Annotated in this window: 28 protein-coding genes; 19 read left to right on the forward strand and 9 right to left on the reverse strand. The window is 71.0% G+C overall.

The annotated features are described in order from the left end of the window. Window positions 1-36 precede the first annotated feature (36 nt). On the forward strand, window positions 37-687 hold the full coding sequence (locus tag ACQ860_RS11455; RefSeq protein ID WP_431303490.1) for a TIGR04283 family arsenosugar biosynthesis glycosyltransferase: 651 nt from the start codon (window positions 37-39) through the stop codon (window positions 685-687). A 4-nt stretch (window positions 688-691) separates the two neighbouring features. Here ACQ860_RS11455 and ACQ860_RS11460 read toward each other — a convergent pair whose 3' ends face one another. After that, window positions 692-1,294, reverse strand: a complete 603-nt coding sequence (locus tag ACQ860_RS11460) for a YqgE/AlgH family protein (RefSeq protein WP_431303491.1) — start codon at window positions 1,292-1,294, stop codon at window positions 692-694. 101 nt (window positions 1,295-1,395) lie between these two features. Here ACQ860_RS11460 and ACQ860_RS11465 point away from each other — a divergent pair, with 101 nt between their 5' ends. Both ACQ860_RS11465 and ACQ860_RS11470 read left to right on the forward strand, forming a co-directional pair. After that, window positions 1,396-1,878: a peroxiredoxin gene (locus ACQ860_RS11465; protein WP_431303492.1), complete on the forward strand. Its 483-nt coding sequence runs from the start codon at window positions 1,396-1,398 to the stop codon at window positions 1,876-1,878. 182 nt (window positions 1,879-2,060) lie between these two features. Next, window positions 2,061-2,546, forward strand: coding sequence for a DUF1003 domain-containing protein (locus ACQ860_RS11470; RefSeq protein WP_431303493.1), 486 nt, complete (start codon window positions 2,061-2,063; stop codon window positions 2,544-2,546). 3 nt (window positions 2,547-2,549) lie between these two features. On the opposite strand, the gene ACQ860_RS11475 is transcribed toward ACQ860_RS11470, so the two are convergent. The 3 genes from ACQ860_RS11475 to ACQ860_RS11485 all read right to left on the reverse strand — a co-directional run bounded on the left by ACQ860_RS11475 (window position 2,550) and on the right by ACQ860_RS11485 (window position 5,389). Further along, window positions 2,550-3,092 carry a DUF3576 domain-containing protein gene (locus ACQ860_RS11475; protein WP_431303494.1) on the reverse strand — a complete coding sequence of 181 codons (543 nt, stop codon included), beginning with the start codon at window positions 3,090-3,092 and terminating at the stop codon, window positions 2,550-2,552. Between the two features lie 99 nt (window positions 3,093-3,191). After that, the gene (locus tag ACQ860_RS11480) at window positions 3,192-4,640 is read right to left on the reverse strand and encodes a porin (RefSeq protein WP_431303495.1); all 1,449 of its coding nucleotides are present in this window, start codon (window positions 4,638-4,640) and stop codon (window positions 3,192-3,194) included. Window positions 4,641-4,828: 188 nt separating this feature from the next. Continuing rightward, window positions 4,829-5,389 carry a thiamine phosphate synthase gene (locus ACQ860_RS11485; protein ID WP_431303496.1) on the reverse strand — a complete coding sequence of 187 codons (561 nt, stop codon included), beginning with the start codon at window positions 5,387-5,389 and terminating at the stop codon, window positions 4,829-4,831. Window positions 5,390-5,450: 61 nt separating this feature from the next. Here ACQ860_RS11485 and ACQ860_RS11490 point away from each other — a divergent pair, with 61 nt between their 5' ends. Then, window positions 5,451-6,119 carry a YggS family pyridoxal phosphate-dependent enzyme gene (locus ACQ860_RS11490; protein WP_431303497.1) on the forward strand — a complete coding sequence of 223 codons (669 nt, stop codon included), beginning with the start codon at window positions 5,451-5,453 and terminating at the stop codon, window positions 6,117-6,119. A gap of 133 nt (window positions 6,120-6,252) precedes the next feature. Here ACQ860_RS11490 and ACQ860_RS11495 read toward each other — a convergent pair whose 3' ends face one another. Continuing rightward, window positions 6,253-6,720, reverse strand: coding sequence for a hypothetical protein (locus tag ACQ860_RS11495; protein WP_431303498.1), 468 nt, complete (start codon window positions 6,718-6,720; stop codon window positions 6,253-6,255). A 138-nt stretch (window positions 6,721-6,858) separates the two neighbouring features. Here ACQ860_RS11495 and ACQ860_RS11500 point away from each other — a divergent pair, with 138 nt between their 5' ends. Together ACQ860_RS11500 and ACQ860_RS11505 are read left to right on the forward strand one after the other, a co-directional pair. Then, window positions 6,859-7,419 (forward strand): NifU family protein, encoded by a 561-nt coding sequence (locus ACQ860_RS11500; RefSeq protein ID WP_213615342.1) that lies wholly within the window; start codon window positions 6,859-6,861, stop codon window positions 7,417-7,419. Beyond that, entirely contained in the window at window positions 7,420-8,010 is a 591-nt protein-coding gene (locus tag ACQ860_RS11505; protein WP_431303499.1) for a malonic semialdehyde reductase, read from the forward strand. A gap of 22 nt (window positions 8,011-8,032) precedes the next feature. Here ACQ860_RS11505 and ACQ860_RS11510 read toward each other — a convergent pair whose 3' ends face one another. Continuing rightward, window positions 8,033-8,260 carry a hypothetical protein gene (locus ACQ860_RS11510; protein WP_431303500.1) on the reverse strand — a complete coding sequence of 76 codons (228 nt, stop codon included), beginning with the start codon at window positions 8,258-8,260 and terminating at the stop codon, window positions 8,033-8,035. A gap of 198 nt (window positions 8,261-8,458) precedes the next feature. On the opposite strand from ACQ860_RS11510, the gene ACQ860_RS11515 reads away from it, so the two are divergent. From ACQ860_RS11515 to ACQ860_RS11525, 3 genes are read left to right on the forward strand one after another with little or no spacing between them, the layout of a single operon-like run. Beyond that, window positions 8,459-8,821 carry a PepSY domain-containing protein gene (locus ACQ860_RS11515; protein WP_431303501.1) on the forward strand — a complete coding sequence of 121 codons (363 nt, stop codon included), beginning with the start codon at window positions 8,459-8,461 and terminating at the stop codon, window positions 8,819-8,821. 55 nt (window positions 8,822-8,876) lie between these two features. Then, window positions 8,877-9,563 carry a response regulator transcription factor gene (locus tag ACQ860_RS11520; protein WP_431303502.1) on the forward strand — a complete coding sequence of 229 codons (687 nt, stop codon included), beginning with the start codon at window positions 8,877-8,879 and terminating at the stop codon, window positions 9,561-9,563. Beyond that, window positions 9,560-10,918 carry a sensor histidine kinase gene (locus tag ACQ860_RS11525; protein WP_431303503.1) on the forward strand — a complete coding sequence of 453 codons (1,359 nt, stop codon included), beginning with the start codon at window positions 9,560-9,562 and terminating at the stop codon, window positions 10,916-10,918. The genes ACQ860_RS11520 and ACQ860_RS11525 overlap by 4 nt, the downstream gene beginning before the upstream one ends. Before the next feature lies 1 nt (window position 10,919). Here the strand turns inward: ACQ860_RS11525 and ACQ860_RS11530 are convergent, their stop codons facing one another. Then, window positions 10,920-11,603, reverse strand: a complete 684-nt coding sequence (locus tag ACQ860_RS11530; RefSeq protein ID WP_431303504.1) for a response regulator transcription factor — start codon at window positions 11,601-11,603, stop codon at window positions 10,920-10,922. A gap of 196 nt (window positions 11,604-11,799) precedes the next feature. On the opposite strand from ACQ860_RS11530, the gene ribA reads away from it, so the two are divergent. Then, entirely contained in the window at window positions 11,800-12,966 is a 1,167-nt protein-coding gene (ribA, locus tag ACQ860_RS11535) for a GTP cyclohydrolase II (RefSeq protein ID WP_431303505.1), read from the forward strand. Between the two features lie 170 nt (window positions 12,967-13,136). On the opposite strand, the gene ACQ860_RS11540 is transcribed toward ribA, so the two are convergent. Continuing rightward, entirely contained in the window at window positions 13,137-13,352 is a 216-nt protein-coding gene (locus ACQ860_RS11540; protein WP_431303506.1) for a hypothetical protein, read from the reverse strand. A 190-nt stretch (window positions 13,353-13,542) separates the two neighbouring features. Between ACQ860_RS11540 and ACQ860_RS11545 the strand changes: the two genes are divergently transcribed. Beyond that, entirely contained in the window at window positions 13,543-13,944 is a 402-nt protein-coding gene (locus ACQ860_RS11545) for a general stress protein (RefSeq protein ID WP_431303507.1), read from the forward strand. Between the two features lie 63 nt (window positions 13,945-14,007). On the opposite strand, the gene ACQ860_RS11550 is transcribed toward ACQ860_RS11545, so the two are convergent. After that, a complete protein-coding gene (locus ACQ860_RS11550; RefSeq protein ID WP_431303508.1) occupies window positions 14,008-15,819 on the reverse strand; it encodes an ABC-F family ATP-binding cassette domain-containing protein in 1,812 nt (603 codons plus the stop codon). Between the two features lie 94 nt (window positions 15,820-15,913). Between ACQ860_RS11550 and ACQ860_RS11555 the strand changes: the two genes are divergently transcribed. The 8 genes from ACQ860_RS11555 to purS all read left to right on the forward strand — a co-directional run bounded on the left by ACQ860_RS11555 (window position 15,914) and on the right by purS (window position 23,977). Further along, entirely contained in the window at window positions 15,914-17,083 is a 1,170-nt protein-coding gene (locus ACQ860_RS11555; protein WP_431303509.1) for a TMEM43 family protein, read from the forward strand. Further along, window positions 17,080-17,820, forward strand: coding sequence for an SDR family NAD(P)-dependent oxidoreductase (locus ACQ860_RS11560; RefSeq protein ID WP_431303510.1), 741 nt, complete (start codon window positions 17,080-17,082; stop codon window positions 17,818-17,820). The genes ACQ860_RS11555 and ACQ860_RS11560 overlap by 4 nt, the downstream gene beginning before the upstream one ends. Before the next feature lie 6 nt (window positions 17,821-17,826). Next, window positions 17,827-18,510 (forward strand): winged helix-turn-helix domain-containing protein, encoded by a 684-nt coding sequence (locus ACQ860_RS11565; RefSeq protein WP_431303511.1) that lies wholly within the window; start codon window positions 17,827-17,829, stop codon window positions 18,508-18,510. Further along, complete coding sequence (locus ACQ860_RS11570) at window positions 18,507-19,832, forward strand: ATP-binding protein (RefSeq protein ID WP_431303512.1); 1,326 nt, start codon at window positions 18,507-18,509, stop codon at window positions 19,830-19,832. The genes ACQ860_RS11565 and ACQ860_RS11570 overlap by 4 nt, the downstream gene beginning before the upstream one ends. Window positions 19,833-20,111: 279 nt before the next feature. Next, window positions 20,112-21,623 carry a Do family serine endopeptidase gene (locus ACQ860_RS11575; protein ID WP_431303513.1) on the forward strand — a complete coding sequence of 504 codons (1,512 nt, stop codon included), beginning with the start codon at window positions 20,112-20,114 and terminating at the stop codon, window positions 21,621-21,623. 381 nt (window positions 21,624-22,004) lie between these two features. Next, window positions 22,005-22,715, forward strand: a complete 711-nt coding sequence (locus ACQ860_RS11580) for an NRDE family protein (protein ID WP_431303514.1) — start codon at window positions 22,005-22,007, stop codon at window positions 22,713-22,715. Window positions 22,716-22,810: 95 nt separating this feature from the next. Then, window positions 22,811-23,575: a phosphoribosylaminoimidazolesuccinocarboxamide synthase gene (gene purC / locus ACQ860_RS11585; protein WP_431303515.1), complete on the forward strand. Its 765-nt coding sequence runs from the start codon at window positions 22,811-22,813 to the stop codon at window positions 23,573-23,575. Between the two features lie 159 nt (window positions 23,576-23,734). Beyond that, window positions 23,735-23,977, forward strand: coding sequence for a phosphoribosylformylglycinamidine synthase subunit PurS (purS, locus tag ACQ860_RS11590; protein WP_431303516.1), 243 nt, complete (start codon window positions 23,735-23,737; stop codon window positions 23,975-23,977). Window positions 23,978-23,984: the final 7 nt, after the last annotated feature.

A 23,984-nucleotide genomic window follows, 5' to 3' on the forward strand; every position in this document is an offset into this window, starting at 1 on the left:
GAAATGCCGGATGGGTGTCAAGAACAAAAAGGGAAAGTGGAACGGATTTCCGTGGTCATCCCGGTGCTGAACGCGGCCCATCTGCTGCCCCCCCTGCTGGAACAGCTCAAGGGCCTCGGCGAGGTGATCCTGGCCGATGGCGGCAGCACGGATGGCGTCGCCCAGCCGCACGGCGCGCGCCTCATCCAGGCACCGCGCGGGCGCGGCACGCAGCTCGCGGCGGGGGCGGCGCTGGCCCAGGGCGACTGGCTGCTCTTCCTGCATGCCGACACGCGGCTGGAACCCGGCTGGGAGGCGGCGGTGCAGGCCGCCCTCGCGCGGCCGGACTTGGCGCATTTCTTCCGCTTCGCCCTGGATGACCCGTCACCCCAGGCCAGGCGGCTGGAGGCGGCCGTGGCCTGGCGCTGCCGCCGCCTCGGCCTGCCCTATGGCGACCAGGGGCTGCTGATCAGCCGGGCGCTGTACGACGCGGTGGGCGGCTACCAGCCGATTCCGCTCATGGAGGATGTGGCCCTGGTCCGCCGCCTTGGCCGCGCTCGGCTCGCGGAAATGCCAGCCCGCGCCGTCACCTCCGCCCTGCGATGGCGGCGGGATGGCTGGTGGCGGCGCTCGGCGCGCAACCTGGCCACGCTCAGCCTGTATTTCGCCGGCGTCCCACCGGAGCGGCTGGCGCGCTTCTACAGATAGGGCGTCAACCGTGCCCGGCGGCGCCAGAGAGCAGCAGCGGGTCCACCTTCAGCTTGGCCAGTGCGCGGCGCCAGCGCGTCTCATCCGCGCCCCCGAAGATGAGGTCCTCATCCGGGTCGACATGCAGCCAGTCATTCCGCGCGATCTCCTGCTCGAGCTGCCCGGCGCCCCAGCCGGCATAGCCGAGCGCCAGCAAGCCTTGGCGCGGCCCGCCGCCGCTGGCGATGGCCTGCAGCACGTCGAGGCTCGCGGTCAGGGCGACTTCACCCGTCACCTCCATCGAGCCCTGGGCGCGCCAATCGACGCTGTGCAGCACGAAGCCGCGCCCCTCCTCGACCGGGCCGCCATTGACGAGGCGGATGCTGCGCGCGGGCGGCAGCGGCTCCACGCCGATCTGCCGCAGCAGCCCCTCGAAGCTCAGCTTGGGGATGGGCTGGTTGAGGATCAGGCCCATCGCGCCGTCCGGCGAATGGGCGCAGAGCAGGATGAGACTCCCGGCGAAGTTGGGGTCCTGCATGTGGGGCATCGCGATGAGCAACTGCCCTGCGAGGGGGCTGGCCTTGGGCGCACCGCCCGGCCGCCCCGATGTGGCTTCACGAGGGGACATGTGCAGGATGTGGGGCGACCAGCCCGCCATCGCAAGCGTGACACCCTCGCCGGAACCGCCTAAACGACGTTCCGCAAAACCCCTTTTGGAGGCACCCCCCCATGACGATCAAGGTCGGCGACAAGATCCCCTCGGCCAAGCTCATGCAGGCCACGGCCGATGGCCCGCAGGAAGTGACGACCGAGGAGTTCTTCGGCGGCAAGACCGTCGTCCTCTTCGGCGTGCCCGGCGCCTTCACGCCGACCTGCTCGGCCAAGCACCTGCCCGGCTTCGTGAACCACGCTGCCGAGTTCAAGGCGAAGGGCGTGGACGCCATCGCCTGCATGGCGGTGAACGACGTCTTCGTGATGGGCGCCTGGGGCAAGGACCAGAACGCGATCGGCAGCGTCGCCATGCTGGCCGATGGCAGTGCCGCCTTCACCCAGGCGATGGGCCTGGAATTCGACCTCACGGCCCGCGGCCTCGGCATGCGCTGCCAGCGCTTCGCGCTGGTCGCGAAGAACGGCGTGGTGACGCATGTCGCCGTGGAAGAGCCGGGCGCCTTCGAAGTCAGCAAGGCCGAGACGGTTCTCGGCGCCCTCTGAGCCTCCCGGCCCTGCGCCTGGAGCGTGCTGCGTTCACATGCGTTCACTTCGCTCGCTCCAGGTTTTGCTGAGAGGATGATCCAGCGTTTCGGCGATTCCGCCTCAACGCATCATGCTCTGGGCGCAGGGCCTTCGCGCGACGGTGGGCGGCGTTATCCTGGCAGGATGCCAGGAGGCCGCCCATGCCGCGCTTCGAGATCACCCCCGAGGAAGAGTCGATGCTGCGCGCGTTGCGGGCCGAGCGCCCGGCGCGCAGCCTCATCCCACCGCCGCGGGGATTCGGCCAGCGCGTCGCGGACTTGGTGGCGCGCAATGTCGGTTCCTGGCGCTTCATCCTGATCCAGTCGGCGCTGCTGCTGGTCTGGATCGGGCTCAACATCACCGCCTTCATCGAGCGGTGGGATCCCTATCCCTTCATCCTGCTGAACCTCGTGCTGTCCTTCCAGGCGGCCTATACGGCGCCCATCATCATGATGAGCCAGAACCGCGCCTCCGAGCTCGACCGGCGGCACGCGGAATTCGACTATCGGATCAATGTGAAGGCGGAGCTGGAGATCGAGGCGCTGCACGCGAAGATCGACGCGCTGCGCGAGCAGGAGATCCTGAAGATGCTTCAGATCATCGAAAAGCTGGCCGCCGACCGGGGGGCTGAGACCCCGGCCCCATGAGGCTCAGCGCCCGGCGGACTGGCTGCGCAGCTCGCGCGCGCGGGCGAGGACGCGGTCCTCCATTTCCGAATTCGTGGCCGTCGAGGCCGGGGCATCCACCCACTGGTTGCCGCGCTGCACCTGGCGGAAGACCTGCACGCGCACACCATCCGAACGGAGCTGCCGGCCGATGACATAGGCCGTCGCCTTGAAGCGCTCGCCCTCGGCCTGGGGCGGCGAATACCAGTCGGTGATGATCACGCCGCCGAAGGGGTCGGCGCTGGCGAGCGGCATGAAGGAGAGCGTGTCGAGCGTGGCGCGCCAGAGGAAGGCGTTCACCGTCATCCCAGCGCCGGCGCCTGCCGCCGCTTCCCGCGCCTGGCGCGAGCGGTCCACGCCGAAGACGACGAGACCCGAATCCGTGGCAGCGCCGGTCTGACGGAGCGCGAGCTCGCGCCGGTTGTCCGTGCCGTATTCCTCATTGCCGACCTGGCGCCCGCCGGAGCAACCGGCCAGCAGGGCGAGACCGAGGCAGAGCGGGAGAATCGGGCGTGCGATCTTGGTCATGGCCGGATGACTTACTGGAGCGGAAGTCAAAAGAAAAGGGGCGACGGGATGTCCCGTCGCCCCCTCCCAGGTCACGTTCTGTGACGCGGTGAGTCTGGCTCAGAAGGCCAGGCGCACGCCCGTCAGGAAGACGTTGCTGAACGCGCGGCTCTGGATGCCCTGGCGGTTCGGGTCCAGGTCACGGCCCTGCTCACGCACGGAGTAGTAGATGTACTCGGCGATCAGGTCCATGCCGGGGGCCAGACGGTAGTTCGCACCCGCACCCATACCCCAGCGACGCATCATCGCGGCGTTGGTGCTGGTGTTCACGTTCGCCGGATAGGCGTTCGAGGTCAGGTTGAAGGCCGTGCCGGAGGCATTCTCGGTGAAGGTCGTGCGCGTGCCGCCCTCGAACAGGCCGGTCACGAAGTTCGCACCCACCGTGACGGGGCCGACGACGTACTGACCACCAACGACCAGCTGCTCGCCGGGACGGTCACCACGCGTGGTGTTGCCCCAGAAGAAGTTGTAGTCGCCGTAGGTGTAGGCCGCGCCAACCGTGAAGCCGGCGTAGCTGGCCTGAAGGCCCGCCTGCCAGATGTTCATGTTGTTGAACACGCGGGCCTGCTGGCCACCCGTGGTCATGTCGCGGGCCGCGCCGGCGCCGATGTAGCCGACGGTGCCGGCGATGCCGACGCCACCGACGTTACCGCGCCAACGGGCGGCCAGCTGCCACTCGTTGCGGCGAGCAGCCTGCTCGGGGCCGGCGGCGTAGATGCCGAAGTTGCGGGCGCCGGTGAAGGCATAGGCGCGGTCGCAGTAGCCGGAGTTGGCGTTGTTCGGGCAGCCGACGTCCTCACCGATGTTCGCGTTCGGAGCGAAGGACGCACCGAAGTCGAAACCGGCCCACTGCGGCGTCATGTAGACGATCTTGGAGTTGTCACCCAGACCACCCGGAGCGGTCGTCGTGCGGCCACCGGCCTGGCGGGTCACGAAGGACTCCCAGGAGCCGTGCACGCCACCCGTGCCGAAGCCCTGCACCCAGCCCGAGTTCATCAGGCCGCCCATGACGCCGTCTTCGTCACCGAAGCGAACCTGACCGAAGCGCGGGTGGGCGATGAAGGCGTACATCTCGTCAACGGCGACCGTGGTCTTGCCGGCGGACGAACGACCACCGACGACCTGACGCCCTTCGAGACCGCTGCTGTTCAGCGAGATCTGGGCGCCGTAGGTCAGGCCGTTGGCCAGCTTGCCGTTCACGATGACGTCGATGCCGGCGTCGGTCGAGATGTCGTTCTTGCCGATGCGGGCGTTGTTCACGCCGTCGGGCGGAACGTTCTGCGTGCCGGAACCGACATTGGTCGGCAGGCCCGAGGACGAACCATTGTTCAGCTGGCCCGTCGTGGACTGGGACTGCTGGCTGGTCTGGTTCGAATAGCCGTAGTAGGCCCGGAAGAAGCCACCGAGACGAACGGTCGGCGCTTCCTGAGCGGAGGCCTGGGGTGCCATAACGGCAGCGCCCACGACCGCCGAGACGACTGCCGTCGTGCCCAGCAAAATCTTGCGCATGTTTTACTCTCCTCACGTGCCGGCCGGAGCCGGCTGGTTCCCCTGACCCTCCCCCTCCATCTCTGGAAGAGGCCGTAACCCTCCGGGTTGCAAAGGAACCGACCGAAACCGGCAATACCCCCACAACCCAATGATCACTGGGTCCGGGGCCGACTATGCGTTGGCGCATTGCGGCCCGGCAACCGCCATTAACGGCCAAACGCGACTTCCCTGAGACACTGTGTCCCGCAAGACACAACCCTCCACACTCCGATCCCGGCCCAGCCGGCCGCCAACCCGCGCGGCAGCCGCCGCATCGCCCGGGCCGACATGCCCCCCAGCGCCACCGCCGGCCGCCCCGCCGCGCGCGCCAGGGCCGCCCAGCGCAAGGGCCCCAGGGTCGGCGCCCCAGGGTGGCTGGCCGTCGGAAACACGGGCGAGACGAGCACCGCATCCGCCCCGATCCGCCGGGCCCGCGCGACGCCGGCCCGGCCATGCACCGCCGCCGAGAGCAGCGCGCCCCGCCGGCTCGACAAGAAGGCGAGTAGTCCATGCGTTGGCGCGCGGTCCGGCACATGCAGGCCCGCGCCGATTCGCAGGGCCAGCCGGCCCTCGCCCGAGACCAGCGGCAGCACCCCCCGCTGCCGGCACAAGCGCGCCACCCGCGCCGCCACCTCCGGTGCCACCCCCCGCAGCAGCACCGCCGCCCCCCGGGGCAGGCCGGCCAGCAGCGGCGACGGGTCCGGCAGGCGCGCGGGGTCGCTCAGCAACCAGACCGCCGGGCAGCGGGGCGGGATGGCGCCGCGGCGGGCTCTCCCTATTCTATGGCGCATGCTCGACAACATCGCCGCCAACCTGACCCGAATCCGCGCCCGAATCGAGGCCGCCACCGCCGCCGCAGGGCGCCCGCCCGGCGCGGCACGGCTCGTCGCCGTGTCCAAGACCAATCCGGTCGAGGCGGTCGAGGCCGCGCTCGCCGCCGGGCAGCGCGTCTTCGGCGAGAACCGCGTGCAGGAGGCGGCCGCCAAATTCCCCCAGCTCCGCGCGGCGCATCCCGATCTGCGGCTGCACATCATCGGGCCCTTGCAGACCAACAAGGCGCGCGACGCCGTGCGCCTGGCCGATGTGATCGAGACCCTGGACCGCCCGAAGCTCGCCCTCGCGCTCGCCGAGGCCATGCAGAAGGAAGGGCGCCGGCCGGACCTCCTCATCCAGGTGAACACCGGCGCCGAACCGCAGAAGGCCGGCATCCTGCCGGACGAGGCGGACGCCTTCATCACGCTGTGCCGCCAGACGCACGCCCTGCCCGTCGCCGGCCTGATGTGCATCCCCCCCGCCGAGGACGACCCCGCGCCGCATTTCGACCTGCTCGCCACCATCGCCGCCCGCCACGGCCTGACCACCCTCTCCATGGGCATGAGCGGCGATTTCGAAACCGCCATCCGGCACGGCGCCACCCATGTCCGCGTCGGCTCCGCCATCTTCGGCGCACGCGGGTAAGGTTGGCGGTCTGGGAGAGGCGCTGCCTCTCCCAGACCCTCACCGCCAGGGAGCAGAGCTCCCTGGACCCGTCGAGAGTGGGCCCTCGGCGGGAGGGGTTGGGGGAGGACAGCGTCCTCCCCAAGGCGCGCCCTCACCCTGTCGCGCGGGCGGCGCTGGTGGCGGCGGCGAGCTGGGTGGGGTTCGCGAGGGTGGACCAGCGCTGGTAGGCCTGGGCCACGTCCATGGGGTTGGCGGGGTGGCGGGCCAGCGTCAGCGGATCGGGTTCATTGTTCAGCGCCGCGCGGATGCGCGCGAGCGGCTGGGTCATCTCGATGGCGGACATCACGCCGGCGAGCGCCATGCCGAGCGCGCCTCCGGTGAGGCCGGCGCCGAGGGCGCGCATGGTGGGGTGGATCTCGGTGCCGGTGGCGGCCCGGTAGATCATGCCCACCCCCGGCACATGGTGCAGGGGGTTCAACCCTTCGAGGAATTCGTCGAAGGTCATCTCGCCCGGGATGGGGATGGCCTCGTCGGGGCCGAGTTCCGGCCCGCGGTCGGGGGGCGGGGGGACGCTGAGGCTGCCGGCGGGGCGGAAGGCCAGGCGGATCGGGTCTTGCATCGCGGGCTCCGGGGGCGGGTCTGCCCCCCGGAAGGGGCAAGCCTCGTGCCAGATCTCCAGCTTGCACGGGGTTGCAAACAGGACCACATAGGTCCTGTCAAAAATTTCCCGCCCCAGGAACCCGCCCAGGAACACGCCATGTTCATCGAGACCGAAAGCACGCCCAACCCCGCCACGCTGAAATTCCTGCCCGGCCGCGACGTGATGGGCACGGCGGGCACAGCCGATTTCGTGGTAGGCGATGACGCCTCGCGTTCGCCGCTGGCCACGCGCCTGCTGGCGCTGGAAGGCGTGGCGCGGGTGTTCTTCGGCGCGGATTTCATCACCGTCACGAAGTTCGACACGACGGAATGGCAGGCGCTGCGTCCGCAGGTGCTGGGCGCGGTGATGGAGCATTTCCTGGCCGAGCTGCCCGTGATCGAGGGCGTGGGCGAGGATGCGGCCGAGGATTTCGACCCCGCCGATGCCGAGGCGGTGGCCCAGATCAAGGAGCTGCTGGACCAGCGCGTCCGCCCGGCGGTGGCCGGCGATGGAGGGGACATCGTCTTCCGCGGCTTCCGCGACGGCATCGTGAAGCTGAAGATGCAGGGCGCCTGTTCGGGCTGCCCCTCCTCGCGCGCCACGCTGAAGCATGGCGTGGAGAACATGCTGCGCCACTACGTGCCCGAGGTGATGGGCGTCGAGCAGGTCGAGGCGTAAATGGCCGAGGCGCTGAACGAGACCGCGCTGGACCAGCTCTTCCGCACGGCCCGCACGCAGAACAAGTGGCAGGACAGGCCGGTGGCGGAGGAGACGCTCCGCGCCCTCTACGACCTGCTGAAATGGGGCCCGACCAGCGCGAATTCCTCGCCCGCGCGCTTCGCCTTCCTGACGAGCGATTCGGCGAAGGCCAAGCTGAAGGAGGCGCTCTCGCCCGGCAATGTCGAGAAGACGATGACGGCGCCGGTGACGGTGATCGTGGCGCATGACCCCAAGTTCTACGACCAGCTGCCCAAGCTGTTTCCCCACGCGGATGCGCGAAGCTGGTTCGCCGGCAACTGGTCGCTCGCGGATACGACGGCGATGCGCAACGGCACCTTGCAGGGCGCCTATCTGATGCTGGCCGCGCGTTCACTCGGCCTGGATGTCGGGCCGATGAGCGGCTTCGACAACATGAAGGTGGATGACCTGTTCTTCGCCGATACGGGGTGGAAGTCGAACTTCCTGGTCAATCTCGGCCATGGCGACCCGGCCGGCATCTTCGAGCGCGGCCCGCGCCTGGAGTTCGACGAGGCCTGCCGGATTCTCTGAGGCCGGCCCCGGGCCCAGGCGCTCAGCGCGGCGCCTGGCTCACCCAGCCCTCGACGAGCGGCTTCTGCGGCCCGCGGCCATGCAGTTCCGCCGTGAGCCGCGCCTCACGCCGCAGCTGCGCCATGCGCTTCTGTTCCACGGCGCGGCGCTTGCGGTCCTGCACGACGAAGACGAGGGGCACGCAGGCCAGGGCGAGCATGAAAAGGCCCAGGAGATGTGGCGAGATATGCGCGAAACTGCTGAGCATCATGACCCACTCCGAACCCTTGCCGCCCACACCGTGGACACCGCTGACAACACTGTAACCCCTGGCCCTGGTGGTGCCTCGGGCGGTGTTCGTGCCGCCTGGACAACCCAAGGTAGAGCATTTGTATGCCTCGCATCCTGAACCGCCCCTGATGCCATGATTCAGCCTTCATTCAGGCAGCGCCTCCCAAGGGTGGCGGGCATGATTTTCCGCTCCCTCCTGCTTCTTCTCGTGCTGGCGCCGATGGCGATGGGCGTCCCGGCCCAGGCCTCGGCGCAGGAGCGGCGGGACCATGAGCGGGCCCGCGCCGCGCTGGAAGCCGGGCAGATCCGCCCCCTCTCCGACCTGCTGGCCGAGGTGGAGCGCCGCTTCCGCGGCCGCGTCATCGAGGCCGACCTGGAGCGCGACGACACGCAATGGCTCTATGAGCTGAAGATCCTGCCGCCGAACGGGCGCATCTTCATCGTCGAACTCGACGCCGCCACGGGCGCGCTGGTCCGTTCGCGCGGCCCGGTGCAGGAGCGCGTGCCCGGCGAGGCGCAGCCCCGGCAGCCCTTGCGCTGACGCCCTTCCTGAACGCTGCTGGACGCCAGCCCCGCCGCCGCGCATCTTCCGCCCCATGCGCCTCCTGATCGTCGAAGACAGCCCCGAACTGCACCAGCAGCTCCGCACCGGCCTGACCGAGGCGGGCTTCGCGGTGGATGGCGCGATGGATGGCGAGGAGGCCTTCTACCTCGGCGAAACCGAGCCCTATGACGCCGTCGTACTCGATCTGGGCCTGCCGCGGGTGGATGGCCTGACCGTGCTGCGCCGCTGGCGCGCGGCGGAGCGTGCCATGCCCGTGCTCATCCTCACCGCCCGCGATTCCTGGACCGAAAAGGTCGAGGGGCTGAATGCGGGTGCCGACGACTACCTGGCCAAGCCCTTCGCCATGGCGGAGCTGGTGGCCCGGCTGAATGCGCTGATCCGCCGCTCCAACGGCGTCGCGAAGACCGAGCTGGTCTTCGGCGAGGTTCGGCTCGATACCGCCGCCCGCGCCGTTTCGCGCCAGGGGCAGGCGGTGCGGCTGACGGCGCTGGAATACGGCATGCTCGCCTATCTCGCGCTGCATGCCGGCCGGCCGATCTCCAAGACCGAGCTGACCGAGCATCTGTATGCCCAGGATTTCGACCGCGATTCCAACACGCTGGAGGTCATCGTCGCCCGCCTCCGCCGCAAGCTCGGGGATCAGCTGATCGAGACGGTGCGCGGCCAGGGCTACCGCCTGATTCCCGCCTCGCCGGCCGCCGGCGCCGGGGCCGATTGAAGTCCCTCACCCGGAGGCTGCTGCTGCTGACCACCCTCTGGGTGGCGAGCGGGCTCGGCCTGATGGGCTGGTTCGTGGTGCAGACCGACCAGCGGCAGATCGAGACCACGGCCGATGCGCGGCTGGGCAGCCTGCTCGACGCCGTGGTGGCCGGCGCGGCCTTCGACCCCTCGGCCGGGCCGATCCTGACCCGCCCCCTCACCGATCCGGAGTTCGAGCGCCCCCTCTCCGGCCATTACTGGCAGATCACGGGGCCGGGCGGCAGCCAGGCCACATCCCGCTCGCTCTGGGATTCGCGGCTGCTGCCACCGCTGCGCGAGCCCGAGGGCGTGCGCGCGCGCGACGTGGAAGGGCCGCGCGGCGAGCGGCTGCGCCTGCTGGAGCGCGATGTGCAGCTGGAGGGGCGCTTCGGCCTGGTGCCCATCACCGTGCAGGTCGCCGTCGCGCGCGAGGGCACGGATGAGGAGATCGCCTCGCTCCGGCAGAATGTGATCCTCGCCTTCGCGCTGCTGGGCACCGGCCTCGTCGCCGTGGTGGCGCTGCTGGTGCTCTGGGGGTTGCGCCCGCTCCGCCGCACCCAGGAGGAACTGGCCGAGGTGCGCGAGGGGCGTCGGCAGCACATGGATGTGGTGGCACCCTCCGAAATCGCGCCGCTGGTGGCCGAGATCGAGGCGCTGATCGAGCAGAACCGCGCGACGGTGGACCGCGCGCGCAACCATGTGGGCAACCTCGCCCATGCGATGAAGACGCCGATCGCCGTGCTGCGCAACGCGCTCGACGCCGGGGATCTGCCAGGCGCCCGGGCGCAGTCGGCGACGCTGGAGCGCCTGGTGCAGCACCATCTCCGCCGCGCCCGCGCCGGCGCGCTGGCCGGCAGCGCGGGGGCGGAATGCATGCCGCTGGCGCTCGCCGAGGCGCTGGCCACCGCCCTGCGCCGGCTGACCGCCGCGCGCGGCATCACCATCCGCGTGACGGGGGAGGCCGACGCCCGGATCCGCGCCGACAGCCAGGACCTGACCGAGATGCTGGGCAACCTGATGGAGAATGCCTGCAAATACGGGAACAGCCAGGTGGCGGTGCGGGTCACGCCCTCGGGTCCGGGACGGATCACGATCGAGGTGGCGGATGACGGGCCCGGCCTGCCGGAGGGGGAGGACGGCGCGGCGCTGATGCGGGGCGTGCGGCTGGACGAGGCCAAGCCGGGATCGGGCCTCGGCCTCGCCATCGTCTCGGACCTGGCGGCGCTCTATGACGGGCATCTGACGCTGGACAGGTCCACCCGCCTGGGCGGGCTGGCGGCGCGGCTCGACCTGCCGGGGCGGTTGGCGACCGAATCCTATCGCGGGCCGGATTGAATCAGGCGCCGAGGCGGTAGCCACCCTCATCGGTCAGCAGCAGGCGGGCCTGCTGGGGATCGGGCTCGATCTTGCGGCGCAGCCGATAGACATGCGTCTCCAGCGTGTGGGTGGTGACGGCGTTGGAATAGCCCCAGACCTCGCCCAGCAATTCGGCGCGCGGCACGGGGCGCCCGCCCGCCCGGTGCAGGTAGAGCAGGATGGCGGCTTCCTTCTCGGTCAGGCGGATGCGGGTGCCACCCTTGCCCTCCAGCAGCTTGGCGGCGGGGTGGAAGGCATAGCCGGCGAGCGCGATGGCCGCCTCGGGCGAGGCTTCGAAGGTGGCCAGCACGGCGTGCAGCCGGGCCAGCAGCTCCGGCGCGCGGACCGGCTTGGCGATGCGTTCGGTGATGCCCTCGGGAAGCGGGGCCTCGGCCTCGCCGCCCAGCAGCAGGACGGGGCGGCCACCGCCCGCCGCCCGCAGCGGCGGGCCCCAATGGGCGGGGCCCGGGCCGGCGGCGGCGTCCAGCAGGGTGGCGTCAATGCGGCCCGCGGCCTCGGCGAGCTGGGCCAGCCCCGCCTCGGGGGCGATCGCCTCCACGTCGAAACGCCGGCCGCTGGCGGATTCCTGCTCCAGCCGCTGCGGCAGGAGGGCGGCCAGGGTCGCGTCCTCGGTCAGCAGAAGGATCCGGCGATTGCCAGGCATGGCGGGGCCATCACTTGAACGGTTCCTGAACAGCGTAGCACCTCCCGTCGGGCGGGGGAAACGCGACGCGCAACCTTAGGCATGGCCGGGGGGTTAAGAAAGTTTCGTGGCGCCCCCCTGCCAGTTGGCATCCAATCGCCACATTCCACCGTAGATTGGCAAGCGCAGACTTGGCGCGATGCAGGATAAACGCTGAATGCGAAACACCGCTCTTCTTCCTTCCGGCCTCGCGGCCCCGCGGCCGCCCTCGGCCGAGACCGTCGCACTGCGCGCCGTGCATCGCGCGGTCTCCGAGCTGCGGCGCGGCACGCCCGTCCTCATCCAGGGCGAGGGCGCGGGCCTGCTGGTGGCCGCGGCGGAGACCGTGGGCGCCCAGGGCCTGGCCGAAATGGCCGCGCTCTCGGGCGCCGCGCCGGTTCTGCTGCTCTCCCCGGTGCGGGCTGCGGCGGTGCTGCAGCGCCCGGTGCCGCTGAACGCCCCGGATGAGGGCGCGGTGGCGCTGCGCCTGCCGGCCGGACTGACGGCGCCCGAGCGGCTGCGCGCCTTCGCCGACCCGACCGCCGAATTGCTGCTGGGCGATGGCCAGGCGCTGGAGCGCGCCGCCCTGCCCGCGCTCGCCGCCCCCGCGCTCGCGCTGGCAAAGCTCGGCCGGCTGCTGCCCGCGCTGGTGGCCTGCCCGCTGCCCGCCACGGCGGAGGCGCCCGGGCTGCTCCGCGTCACGGCCAGCGAAGTGCAGGCCTATCCGGCTTCCGCCGCCACCTCGCTGCGCCGGGTGGGCGAGGCGCGGGTGCCGCTGGAAGACGCGCCGGAGACGCGCATCGTGGCCTTCCGCGCCGCCGATGGCGGGATCGAGCACCTGGCCATGCTGGTGGGCGAGCCCGAGGCGGTGCTGGCGCAGGGCGGCGCGCCGCTGGCGCGGCTGCATTCCGAATGCTTCACGGGCGACCTGCTCGGCTCGCTGCGCTGCGATTGCGGCCCGCAGTTGAAGGGCGCGCTGCGCCGCATGGCCGAGGATGGCGCGGGCATCCTGCTCTATCTGGCGCAGGAGGGGCGCGGCATCGGCCTGGTCAACAAGCTGCGCGCCTATACGCTGCAGGACCAGGGGCTGGACACGCTGGATGCCAATCGTGCGCTCGGCTACGGCGCGGATGAGCGCAACTTCCTGGTCGCCGCCACCATGCTGCGCCTGCTGGAAGTGCCGCGCGTGCGGCTGCTGACCAACAACCCGGACAAGCTGGCCGGCCTCACCGCCTGCGGGATCGAGGTGGTGACGCGCGAGCAGCACGCCTTCGCCGGCAATGGCGTGAATGACCGCTACCTCGCCACCAAGGCCGAACGCTTCGGACATATGCTGGAGGAGTAGAGCCCGATCCGTCGCGGCGAAGACGCGGCGGTGAATCGGTCTCTCAGCGAGGCTGGCCCGATCCGTCGTGGCGAAGGCGCGGCGGTGAATCGGTCTCTCAACGAGGCTGGCCCGATCCGTCGTGGCGAAGACGCGGCGGTGAAACTGTCTTTCGGCCCCGCCGGCGCCGCTCACGGCGCGCGGCCCGGCTTGCGGCGCAGGCGGGGATGCTGCTCCTGGCCGCCCGCCGCGGCGTCACGGTGCTGCTTCTCCGCCTGGCCTTCCGCCTTGCCGAAATCGGGGCCGCCCTCCTTCCGCTCATCGGGCTTCTGCAAGCGATGCGGGCTGGCGGGCGCCGGGGGCGCGTCGGGCGCCGGTCCTGGGGGCTGGCTGGGGGACTTCGCCATCATCTTGCTCCTGCTGGATGCAGGCAATGAACCCATAGGCGGAGGAAAGGTTACAGGCGGCAAGAATTACCCCTGCCAGTGACTTCGATTTAAGAAGTCAAGCCAAGTAACCTTCGGCTTTCGGCGCGGTTCTACCGGCTCGCAACCACCCCGGTGGGGCGAGAGACCCAATCATCAGGGAACCGAGCACATGTCAGACAAGCAGAAGCAGGGCCGCAGCGAGCGTGGCTTCGCCGCGATGGACGAGAAGAGGCAGCAGGAGATCGCCTCCAAGGGCGGGCAGAGCGTTGCGCCCGAGGATCGCAGCTTCTCGAAGGACCCCGAACTCGCCGCCGAGGCGGGCCGCAAGGGCGGCAAGGCCGTCGCCCCCGAGGATCGCAGCTTCTCGCGCGACCATGAGCTGGCCGCCGAGGCCGGGCGCAAGGGCGGCGAGGCAAGCCATGGCGGCCGTGGCCGTGATGCCGGTGGCAGCGGCGGTGGCGGCGGCGAGAGCGGCCAGCGCGGCGGCTCGGGCAATTTCGCCCAGGACCGCGACCGCGCCTCGGAAGCCGGCCGGAAGGGCGGCGAGGCCAGCCGTGGCGGGCGTTCCTGACGCGCCACGCCGGGCAGTGAAAAGGACGGGCGGCGCTCCGAAAGGGGGCCGCCCGTTCCGCGTTCAGCCTTCCAGCTCCTCGCGCAGCATTTCGAGGCGCAGCCACTCCTCCTCGGCGGCGGCCAGCGCCGCTTCACGCTCGGCGAGAGCGGCGGTGCGTTGGGTGAACCCCTTGGGGTCGCGCGCATAGAGCTCGGGGTCGGCCAGCCAGTTCCGCAGCACGCCGATCTCCTTCTGCAGCTTCTCCATGGTGGCCGGCAGGGTGGCCAGCGCGTGCTGATCCTTGAAGCTCATCTTTTTCGCGGGCACGGGGGGCGCGCTGGCGGCCGGCCGGGGCGCTGGGGCCTCGCGCGCCGGCTTCGCCACGCTGCGCGCCGTGACGCCCTCGCCGCGCTGGGCCAGCATGTCGCTGTAGCCGCCGGCATAGTCCTGCCAGCGCCCATCCCCCTCGGACATGATGATGCCGGTGCAGACGCGGTCGAGGAAATCGCGGTCATGGCTGACCAGCAGCACGGTGCCGGCGTAATCGGCCAGCATCTCCTCCAGGAGGTCCAGCGTCTCGAGGTCGAGGTCGTTGGTCGGCTCGTCCAGCACCAGCAGGTTGGAGGGGGCGGCCAGCGCGCGGGCCAGCAGCAGGCGGCCCCGTTCCCCACCGGACAGCTTGCCGACCGGCGTCCGCGCCTGGTCCGGGATGAACAGGAAATCCTGCATGTAGCCGATGACGTGGCGCGGCTTGCCGCCGACCCAGACCTGGTCGCCCCGCCCCTCGGTCAGCGTGTCCGCCAGCGTGCGGTTCGGGTCGAGCGCCGCGCGCAGCTGATCCAGCGTCGCCATGGCGATGTTGCTGCCGAGCTTCACCGTGCCCGCATCCGGCTTGAGCGCGCCGGTCAGGATGTTCAGCAGCGTCGTCTTGCCCGCGCCATTGGCGCCGACGATGCCGATGCGGTCCCCCTTGATGATGCGGGTGGCGAAATCCCGCACCACATGCCGCTCGCCCCAGGATTTGTTCACGCCCTCGGCGGTGATGACGAGCTGGCCGGAGGCGCTGGCCTCGGCCGCCTGCATCTGCACCGTGCCGGTGGGCTTGATGCGGTCCCGCCGGGCCTGGCGCAGCGCGTGCAGCTCGCCGACGCGCCGCATGTTTCGCTTGCGCCGGGCGGAGACGCCGTGGCGCAGCCAATGCTCCTCGCGGGCGATCTGGCGGCCGAGCTTGTGCGCCGCCTGCTCCTCCAGTTCGAGCTGCTCCTCGCGCCAGGCCTCGAACTCGCCGAAGCCGCGATCCACCCGCCGCGTCATGCCCCGATCCAGCCAGAGCGTGGCGCGCGAGAGGCGGGAGAGGAAGCGCCGGTCATGGCTGATCAGCACCAGCGCGCCGCGCAGGCTGGCCAACTCCGCCTCCAGCCATTCGATGGCGGGGAGGTCGAGATGGTTGGTGGGCTCGTCCAGCAGCAGGATGTCGGGCTGCGGGGCCAGGGCGCGGGCCAGCGCCGCGCGGCGCGCCTCGCCGCCCGAAAGGCGCGCGGTGCCCTCCTGCCCCGTCAGGCCGAGCCCCTCCAGCAGGGCGCGGGCGCGGTGCGGATCATCGGCCGGGCCGAGGCCCGACATCACGTAATCCTCCACCGTCGCGTGGCCGGAAAGGTCGGGCTCCTGCGGCAGATAGCGCAGCGTAGCGCCGGGCTGGAGGAAGCGCGTGCCGCCCTCGGGCTCCAGCTCGCCGGCGGCGATGCGCAGCAGGGTGGATTTGCCGCTGCCATTGCGGCCCACCAGGGCGAGGCGTTCCCCCGGCGAGACGGAGAGGCCGGCGCCGGTCAGCAGCGGGGCATTGCCCAGCGTGAATCGGATGCCATCGAGCAGGAGAAGCGGAGGGGCGGCCATGCGGGGGCGATGGCCCGCCTGCCGCGCGCGGTCAAGGCTGGACAAAGCCGGCATATGCCGTCTTGTTTCCCATGGTGGCGCGAGGGGAGACGCGATGTCCGGCAGTTCAGGCGATGATGGCCCGTCCTTCGGCGGCGACAGCTTCACCGAGACCACCTCGCAATCCTGGTTCCAGCGCCTGGGCAGCGCCTTCATGGGCATCCTGGTCGGGCTGATCCTGCTGCCGGTGGCGGGCTTCCTGCTCTTCTGGAACGAGGGCCGCGCGGTGCAGACGGCGCGCTCACTGGCCGAGGGCGCGGGGCTCGTGCAATCCGCCTCGCCCGAGCGGCCGGACCCCGCCTTGGAAGGGCGCCTCGTCCATGTCGCGGGTGCGGTCAGCGTGACGGGCGCGCCACGCGATGCCGATCTCAACGTGACGCCAGAACCGGGCACGCTGCGCCTCCTGCGCCGCGTCGAGATGTACCAGTGGCAGGAGCAGACGAGCAGCGAGACGCGCACCCGCGTGGGCGGCGGACAGGAGACGGTGACGACCTACAGCTACCGCCGCGTCTGGGCCGAGGGGCGCATCGATTCCAGCCGTTTCCGCCAGCCCGACGGCCACCAGAATCCCGAGCCGCGCTACCAGACGCGCGCCTTCAACGCCGAGCGGGCGATGCTGGGCGGCTTTCGCATCTCCGACGCGCAGGTGAACCAGATCCCGGCCACAACCTCCCTCGCCGTGCCGGGCGGGAATGCGGATGGCGGGCGCTATATCGGGCAGGACCCGCAGAACCCGCGCGTGGGCGATCTGCGCATCACCTGGCTGGTGGCGCGGCCCGATGCGCTCTCCGTCATCGGCGCGCAGGTGGGGGATGGCTTCGGCCCCTATGCCACGCGCGCGGGCGACCGGCTCTTCATGATCGAGCCCGGCCGCGTGCCGGCGGCCGCCATGTTCCAGCAGGCCGAGGCGGACAATGTGACGCTCACCTGGATCCTGCGCCTGGTCGGCACGGTGGTGATGTTCCTGGGCTTCCTGATCATCTTCAACCCGCTGAAGGTGCTGGCCGACGTGATCCCCTTCATCGGCAGCATCGTGGGCTTCGGCACCGGCTTGCTGGCGGCCGTGCTCACCCTCATCCTGGCGCCGGCCACCATCGCCATCGCCTGGCTGTTCTACCGCCCGCTGGTGGGCATCGCGATCCTCGCGGTCGGGATCGCGCTCGCCTACGGCCTCACCCGTCTCCGCCGGAACCGTCCGGCAGCTGTTCAAGGAAAACCCGCATGAGCTTCGACTTCACCGGCAAGCGCGTCATCGTCTGTGGCGGCAGCAAGGGCATCGGCCGCAGCGTGGCGCTGGGCTTTGCCCAAGCGGGCGCCGCCGTCTCCATCTGCGCGCGCGGCGCCGAGGCGCTGGCCGCCACCAAGGCCGAACTGGGCGCCAAAGCCCATGCCGCGAGCTGCGACCTGGGCGATGGCGCGGCGGTGAAGCGCTACATCGCGGAGGCCATCCAGGCGCTCGGCGGCTGCGACGTGCTGGTGAACAACGCGAGCGGCTTCGGCATGACCGACACCGAGGAAGGCTGGGCCGCGGCGCTGAACGTGGACGTGCTGGCCACCTTCCGCGCCACCGCCGCCGCCCTGCCTGCGCTGAAGGAAAGCCGCGGCAACATCATCAACCTCTCCTCCATCTCAGGCTTCGGGCCTTCGGTGCGCGGCCCGGCCTATGCCGCCGTGAAGGCGCTGCTGATCAACTACACGCAGTCCCAGGCCGCGACCTACGCGCCCGACGGCATCCGCGTGAACGGCGTGGCCCCCGGCTCCATCGAATTCCCCGGCGGCAGCTGGGAGAAGCGCAAGACCGAGAATCCCGCCCTCTACAACAAGACGCTGGCCTCGATTCTCTTCGGCCGCATGGGCAAGCCGGAGGAAGTCGCCAACGTCGTGCTCTTCCTCGCCTCGCCGCTCGCGGGCTGGGTCACGGGGCACACCATCGTGGTGGATGGCGGCCAGATGCTGAGCTGATCTCGCGTGCGGATCCTCCTCATCGAGGATGACGAGAGCACCGCGGCCTATATCGCCAAGGGCCTGCGCGAGGAGGGGCATGTGGTGGACCACGCGGCCAATGGCCGCGACGGCCTCTTCCTCGCGATGGGCGAGCCCTTCGACATCATCGTGACGGACCGCATGCTCCCCGGTCCGGATGGGCTTTCCATCATCCGCGCGCTGCGCATGGCGGAGATCACGACGCCCATCCTGGTGCTGACCGCACTCGGCGAGGTGGAGAAGCGCGTGGAGGGGCTGGAGGCGGGGGCGGATGACTACCTCGCCAAGCCCTTCGCCTTCGCCGAATTGCGCGCGCGCATCCGCGCGCTGGCGCGCCGCCCGGCCGGCCCGCCGGCCGAGCAATCGGTGCTGACGCTGGGCGAGTTGAAGATGGACCTGCTGACGCGGGTGGCGACACGCGGCGCACGCAAGCTCGACCTCATGCCCACGGAATGGCGCCTGCTGGAATATCTGCTGCGCCATGCCGGCCAGGTGGTGACGCGCACCATGCTGCTGGAGAAGGTCTGGGATTTCAGCTTCGACCCCACCACCAATGTGGTGGACGTGCATGTCAGCCGCCTGCGCCGCAAGCTCGACCTGCCGGGCGAGGCGCCGATGATCCGCACCGTGCGCGGCGCGGGCTACGCCTTGCAGGCGCCAGAGCCGTGATTCGCAAGAGCAGCTTTGCGCTGCGCGCGGCCACCGCCTCGGCCGTGGTCATGCTGGTGCTGTCGCTGCTGGGTTCGGGCTGGGGCTGGCTGCGGGCGGAGGCGGCGTTGCGCCAGCAGCTCGACCTCGCCCTGGCCGCCGAGGCGGATGGCTTCCTGCGCGAATATGAGGAGTTCGGCCTGCGCGGCCTGGCGCTGGCCGTCGAGGCCTATACGCGCCGGCGGGGGCCACTCTTCGTCGTGCTGCTGGCGCCCGATGGCCGCCCCATCGCCGGCCGCATCCCGGAGGCCCTGCCCGCCTTGCGCGGCTTCGCCAACCTCCCCGGCACGGGCGAGCGGCCGAGCCTGCGCGTGCTGGGCGGCAACCTGCCCGGCGGCGCCACGCTCCTGGTGGCCGCCGACCTGACGCCGGTGGACCGCGCGGCCTCGGCGCTCGCCTGGACCCCGCCGATCGCGGGCGGCGTCGCCGCCGTGGTGGCGCTGCTGCTGGGCTTCATCGCGGCGGGGCGGATGGAGCAGCGGCTGGCCGGCGCGCGCACCGCCGCACTCGGCGTCATGGAGGGCGACCTGACGCGCCGCCTGCCCCTCTCGGGGCGCGGCGATGAGTTCGACCGGCTGACCGCCACCTTCAACGCGCTGCTCGGCCGCATCGAGGCGCTGATGCAGGCGCAGCGCCAGGTGACGGACGACATCGCGCATGATCTGCGCAGCCCGCTCTCGCGCCTGCGTCAATTGCTGGAGGGCGCGCTCGCTTCGCCACGCGATCCCGACCGCGACACGGCGATGATGGAGCGCGCGCTGGAGGAGCTGGATTCCGTGCTGGCGAGCTTCGCCGCGCTGCTGCGCATCGCCCGCGCCGAAAGCGGCGTGCTGCGCGAGGGATTCTCGAGTGTGGATCTCTCAACCCTGCTGAACGAATGCGCCGAGGTGATGGAAGCGGTGGCCGAGGAGGCCGGGCGCAACCTCAGGCGCGAGATCGCGCCGGGGGTGAGCGTGGCCGGCGATGCGGGGCTGCTGCGCCAGGCGGTGGTGAACCTCATCGAGAACGCCATCACCCATGGCGGCCCCAGCATCACGCTGCGCCTGAGGCCCGGCCCGGTGATCGAGGTGGAGGATGACGGGCCGGGCATTCCGGAGGCCGAACGCGAAGCCGTGACACGCCGGTTCCACCGCCTGGACCGCAGCCGCTCCACACCGGGCACGGGGCTTGGCTTGGCGCTCGTTTCCGCCGCCGCCAAGGCGCATGGGGGCACGCTGCGGCTGGAAGCGGGCGCGGCAGGAAAAGGGCTGCGCGCCGTGCTGGACCTGCGGCCCACGAGCTAGCGCCAGACGAACAAAGCCATCACGAACCAGGAAGAATCCAGCCGCAAAGCGGCCGGCGCCGCCCAACCGCGCGGTGGGCCCGGTGCAACCGACGCGCGGCGAAGCCAAGCGCGCGGAGCGCGCGCTCGGCGCCTGAGGGCGGCAAAAATCGCGCCCGGCGCCTGAGGGCAAAGAACTCTGACAATCTTGTCACACTCTTTCCCGAATGCCTCCAGCGTCGGCCGGGCAGTTTCCCTCCGTCGGCGGGGCCTCCGCCCCGCGCCTGAAATGGAGACCACCATGAAGAGCCCGATCAACACCCGCCGCCTGCGTGCCGGCCTCGCCGGCGCCCTCATGGCCGGCACCGCGCTGAGCGGCATGATCCTCTGGCAGGGCCACCCCGCCAGCGCCCAGAACGGCGCGATCAGCGTGCCCGCCATCAGCCAGCCCGCCGTGGCGCTGCCCGGCTTCGCCGATCTCGCCGCCCGCGTCCGCCCCGCCGTCGTCACCATCACGACGACCGAGCGCGTGACCCAGGCCAGCACCAACTCGCCCTTCCCGCCCGGCAGCGAGCAGGACCAGCTCTTCCGCCGCCATTTCGGCGAGCAGCCCGGCATGCGCGGCCAGCCGCAGCAGCGCCCCGCCAATGCGCTCGGCTCGGGCTTCATCGTGAGCCAGGACGGCACGGTCATCACCAACAACCACGTCGTCCGCAACGCCAGCAGCGTGAAGGTGAAGCTGGATGACGGCCGCGAGCTGAACGCCCGCGTGGTGGGCCGTGACGAGCGGACCGACATCGCCGTGCTGAAGATCGACGCCGGCCAGCCCCTGCCCTTCCTCGCGCTGGGCGACAGCAACGCCGCCCGCCCGGGTGACTGGGTGGTGGCCGTGGGCAACCCCTTCGGCCTGGGTGGCACGGTGACGGCGGGCATCGTCTCGGCGCGCGGCCGTGACATCGGCGTCGGCCCCTATGACGACTTCATCCAGATCGACGCGCCCATCAACAGCGGCAACTCCGGCGGCCCGCTCTTCGGCCTGGATGGCAGCGTGATCGGCGTGAACACGGCGATCTTCTCGCCCTCCGGCGGCTCGGTCGGCATCGGCTTCGCCATCCCGTCCAACATGGTCCGCCAGGTGGTGGCCCAGATCCAGGCCAATGGACGGGTGGAGCGTGGCTTTCTGGGCGCTTCCACGCAGCCGCTGACGCCCGCCCTGGCGCGCTCGCTGCGGCTTGCGAAGCCGGAAGGCGCGCTGGTCGGGCAGGTCGAGGCGGAGAGCCCGGCGGCCCAGGGCGGCCTGCGCCCCGGCGACGTGGTGACGAAGGTGGGGGACGCGGCGGTGACCAACCCGCGGGACCTGGCGCGCCTGATCGGCGAGGCCCGGCCGGGCAGCGAGGTGAAGCTCTCGGTGCAGCGTGACGGCACGGCGCAGGAGGTCCGCGTGACGCTGGCCGAGCTGCGGGACGGCCAGGCCGCCTCCGGCAAGCCGGCCGCGGCGGCCGAGAGCCGCGGTGGCCCGGTGGGCGTGGCGCTCGCCCCCATCACCCCCCAGGCGCGCCAGCAGCTGAACCTGCCGGCCAATGCGGCGGGCGCGGTGGTGGCGGGCATCCGCCCGGACAGCCCGGCGGCCGAGGCCGGCCTGCGCGAGGGCGACGTGATCGTGGGCGTCGCCGGCCGCGACGTGTCCGACGTGCAGGCCACGGTGGGTGCGATCCGCGAGGCGGCGCGCAACCCGGGTGCGGCCATCGCGTTGCGGATCCTGCGCGAAGGGCGCAGCGCCTTCGTGGCGGTGGAGATGCCGGCCCAGGGGTGAGCCCGCAAGGCTAACCGGCGGGCCGATCGAGCCGAATACCGAGTGACTTGGGGCTGGCCGCCGGGGCCAGCCTGGCCAGGCCTGGGAACAAGGCCGGCCGATCCGGGATGAACCCGCCGACTACCCCCCAACCGCGGGCATCCCTCTTGAGCAGGCTCTCCCCCCCCGGGAGCCTGCTTTTTTCGTTGGGAAAAAGCTTTTTTGCCGCCCTCAGGCGCCGGGCGCCGCCGCCGGCGGCTTGGCTTCGCCGCCCGAGAGGCGCGCTGGGCCATCAGGGCGGATGGGCGGCGCCGGCCGCTGTGCGGCCGAAGGGGTTGGGGAGGGTGCTCCGGCGCGGGAGGGCCGGGAGGCATGCGGCGCCGGCCTTGCTATACGCCACTCATGTGCACCGTGATCCTCCTCCGCCGCCCCGGCACCGATTGGCCGCTGCTGCTGGCCGCCAACCGGGATGAACGGCTGGACCGCGCCTGGCAGCCCCCCGCCGAGCATTGGCCGGGGGTCATCGGCGGGCGGGACACGCTCGCGGGCGGCACCTGGATGGCGATGAACCGCCATGGCGTGGTCTGCGCCGTGCTGAACCGCGTGGGCAGCCTCGGGCCCGATCCGGCCAAGCGCTCGCGCGGCGACCTGCCGCTGATCGCGCTGGAGGACGTCAGTGCGGCCGCCGCCGCGGAACGCATCGCTGCCCTGGATGCTGCGCTCTGGCGGCCCTTCAACCTGGTGCTGGCCGATGCGGCCACCGCCTGGTTCCTGCCCGGCCTGGGTGCGGGCCACGCGCAGCCCATCGCCCTGCCCGAGGGGATCTCCATGGTCACGGCGCATCCGCCCAATGACGTGACCAGCCCGCGCACCGCCCGGCACCTGCCCCGCTTCCAGGCCGCGGCCCCTCCCTCCCCGCCCGACTGGGGCGCCTGGCCCGAGCTGCTGGCCGATTCCGAGGGTGCGACGGCCGAGGCGCTGAACGTCCCTCCCCTCGGCGGCTTCGGGACCGTCTGCGCCTCGCTGCTGGCCTTGGGCCGCCAGGGCGCGCGGCATTGGCTCTTCGCCCCCGGCCCGCCGGACCGGACGGAATTCGCGCCCGTCCCGCTCTAACCCGCGCCCCGCGCAAGGAGGCCCGGCGCCCGCACGGGTGCCAGCTTGGGGGCATTGCTGCTATAGGTTGCCGGATTCCAGAAGGACCACGCCCCATGGCTCGCCGCCGCCAGATCTATGAAGGCAAGGCCAAGATCCTGTTCGAAGGCCCGGAGCCCGGCACGCTTGTCCAGTATTTCAAGGACGACGCCTCCGCCTTCCATGCGCAGAAGAAGGGCACCATCACCGGCAAGGGGGTGCTGAACAACCGCATCAGCGAATACCTGATGACGCGCCTGGGCGAGATCGGCATCCCCACGCATTTCATCCGCCGCCTCAACATGCGCGAACAGCTGGTGCGCGAGGTGGAGATCATCCCGCTCGAGATCGTGGTGCGGAACGTGGCCGCGGGCTCGCTCGCCTCGCGCCTCGGCATCCCGGAGGGCACGCGCCTGCCGCGCTCGATCATCGAATACTATTATAAGAACGACGCGCTGCAGAACCCGATGGTGAGCGAGGAGCACATCACCGCCTTCGGCTGGGCCGCGACGCATGACCTGGACGACATGGTGCAGCTCACGCTCCGCGTGAACGACTTCCTGACGGGCCTCATGCTCGGCGTCGGCATCACGCTGGTGGATTTCAAGCTGGAGTTCGGCCGCCTCTACGACAATGACGAGATGCGCATCGTCGTCGCGGACGAGATCAGCCCCGACAATTGCCGCCTCTGGGACAGCAAGACCGGCGAGAAGATGGACAAGGACCGCTTCCGGCGGGATCTCGGCAAGGTCGAGGAAGGCTACCAGGAAGTGGCGCGCCGCCTCGGCATCCTGCCCGAGGCCGGCATGCGCGACATGAAGGGGCCGGAGACTGTGCAGTAGCTCCCCACGAAAACACCGAAGTGGTGTTTTCGCGGGGGCCCTGGATTGGTGCTGATCCTGGGGGAGTGGGTTCATCCTGGTGAAGCCAAGCTTCACCAGGGCACCGGGGGGCGGAAGCTTCCGGTGGGTTTTGGTTGGGCCATCGGGCCGGAGGATTGGATGACGCGATTGAAGGTGACGGTGTTTCCGAAGGCCGGCGTGCTGGACCCGCAGGGCAAGGCGATCGAGCGCGCGCTGGCGGGCCTCGACTTCGCCGGCGTGGGCGAGGTGCGCGTGGGCAAGGTCATGATCGTCGAACTGGCCGAGACGGACGCCGCGAAGGCCAAGGCCACCGGCGAGGACATGGCGCGCAAGCTCCTCGCCAACACCGTGATCGAGAGCTTCACCGTGGAGGTGATGTGAGCGGAGG

The organism is Sediminicoccus sp. BL-A-41-H5 (assembly GCF_050632405.1).
Lineage (GTDB): Bacteria > Pseudomonadota > Alphaproteobacteria > Acetobacterales > Acetobacteraceae > Roseococcus.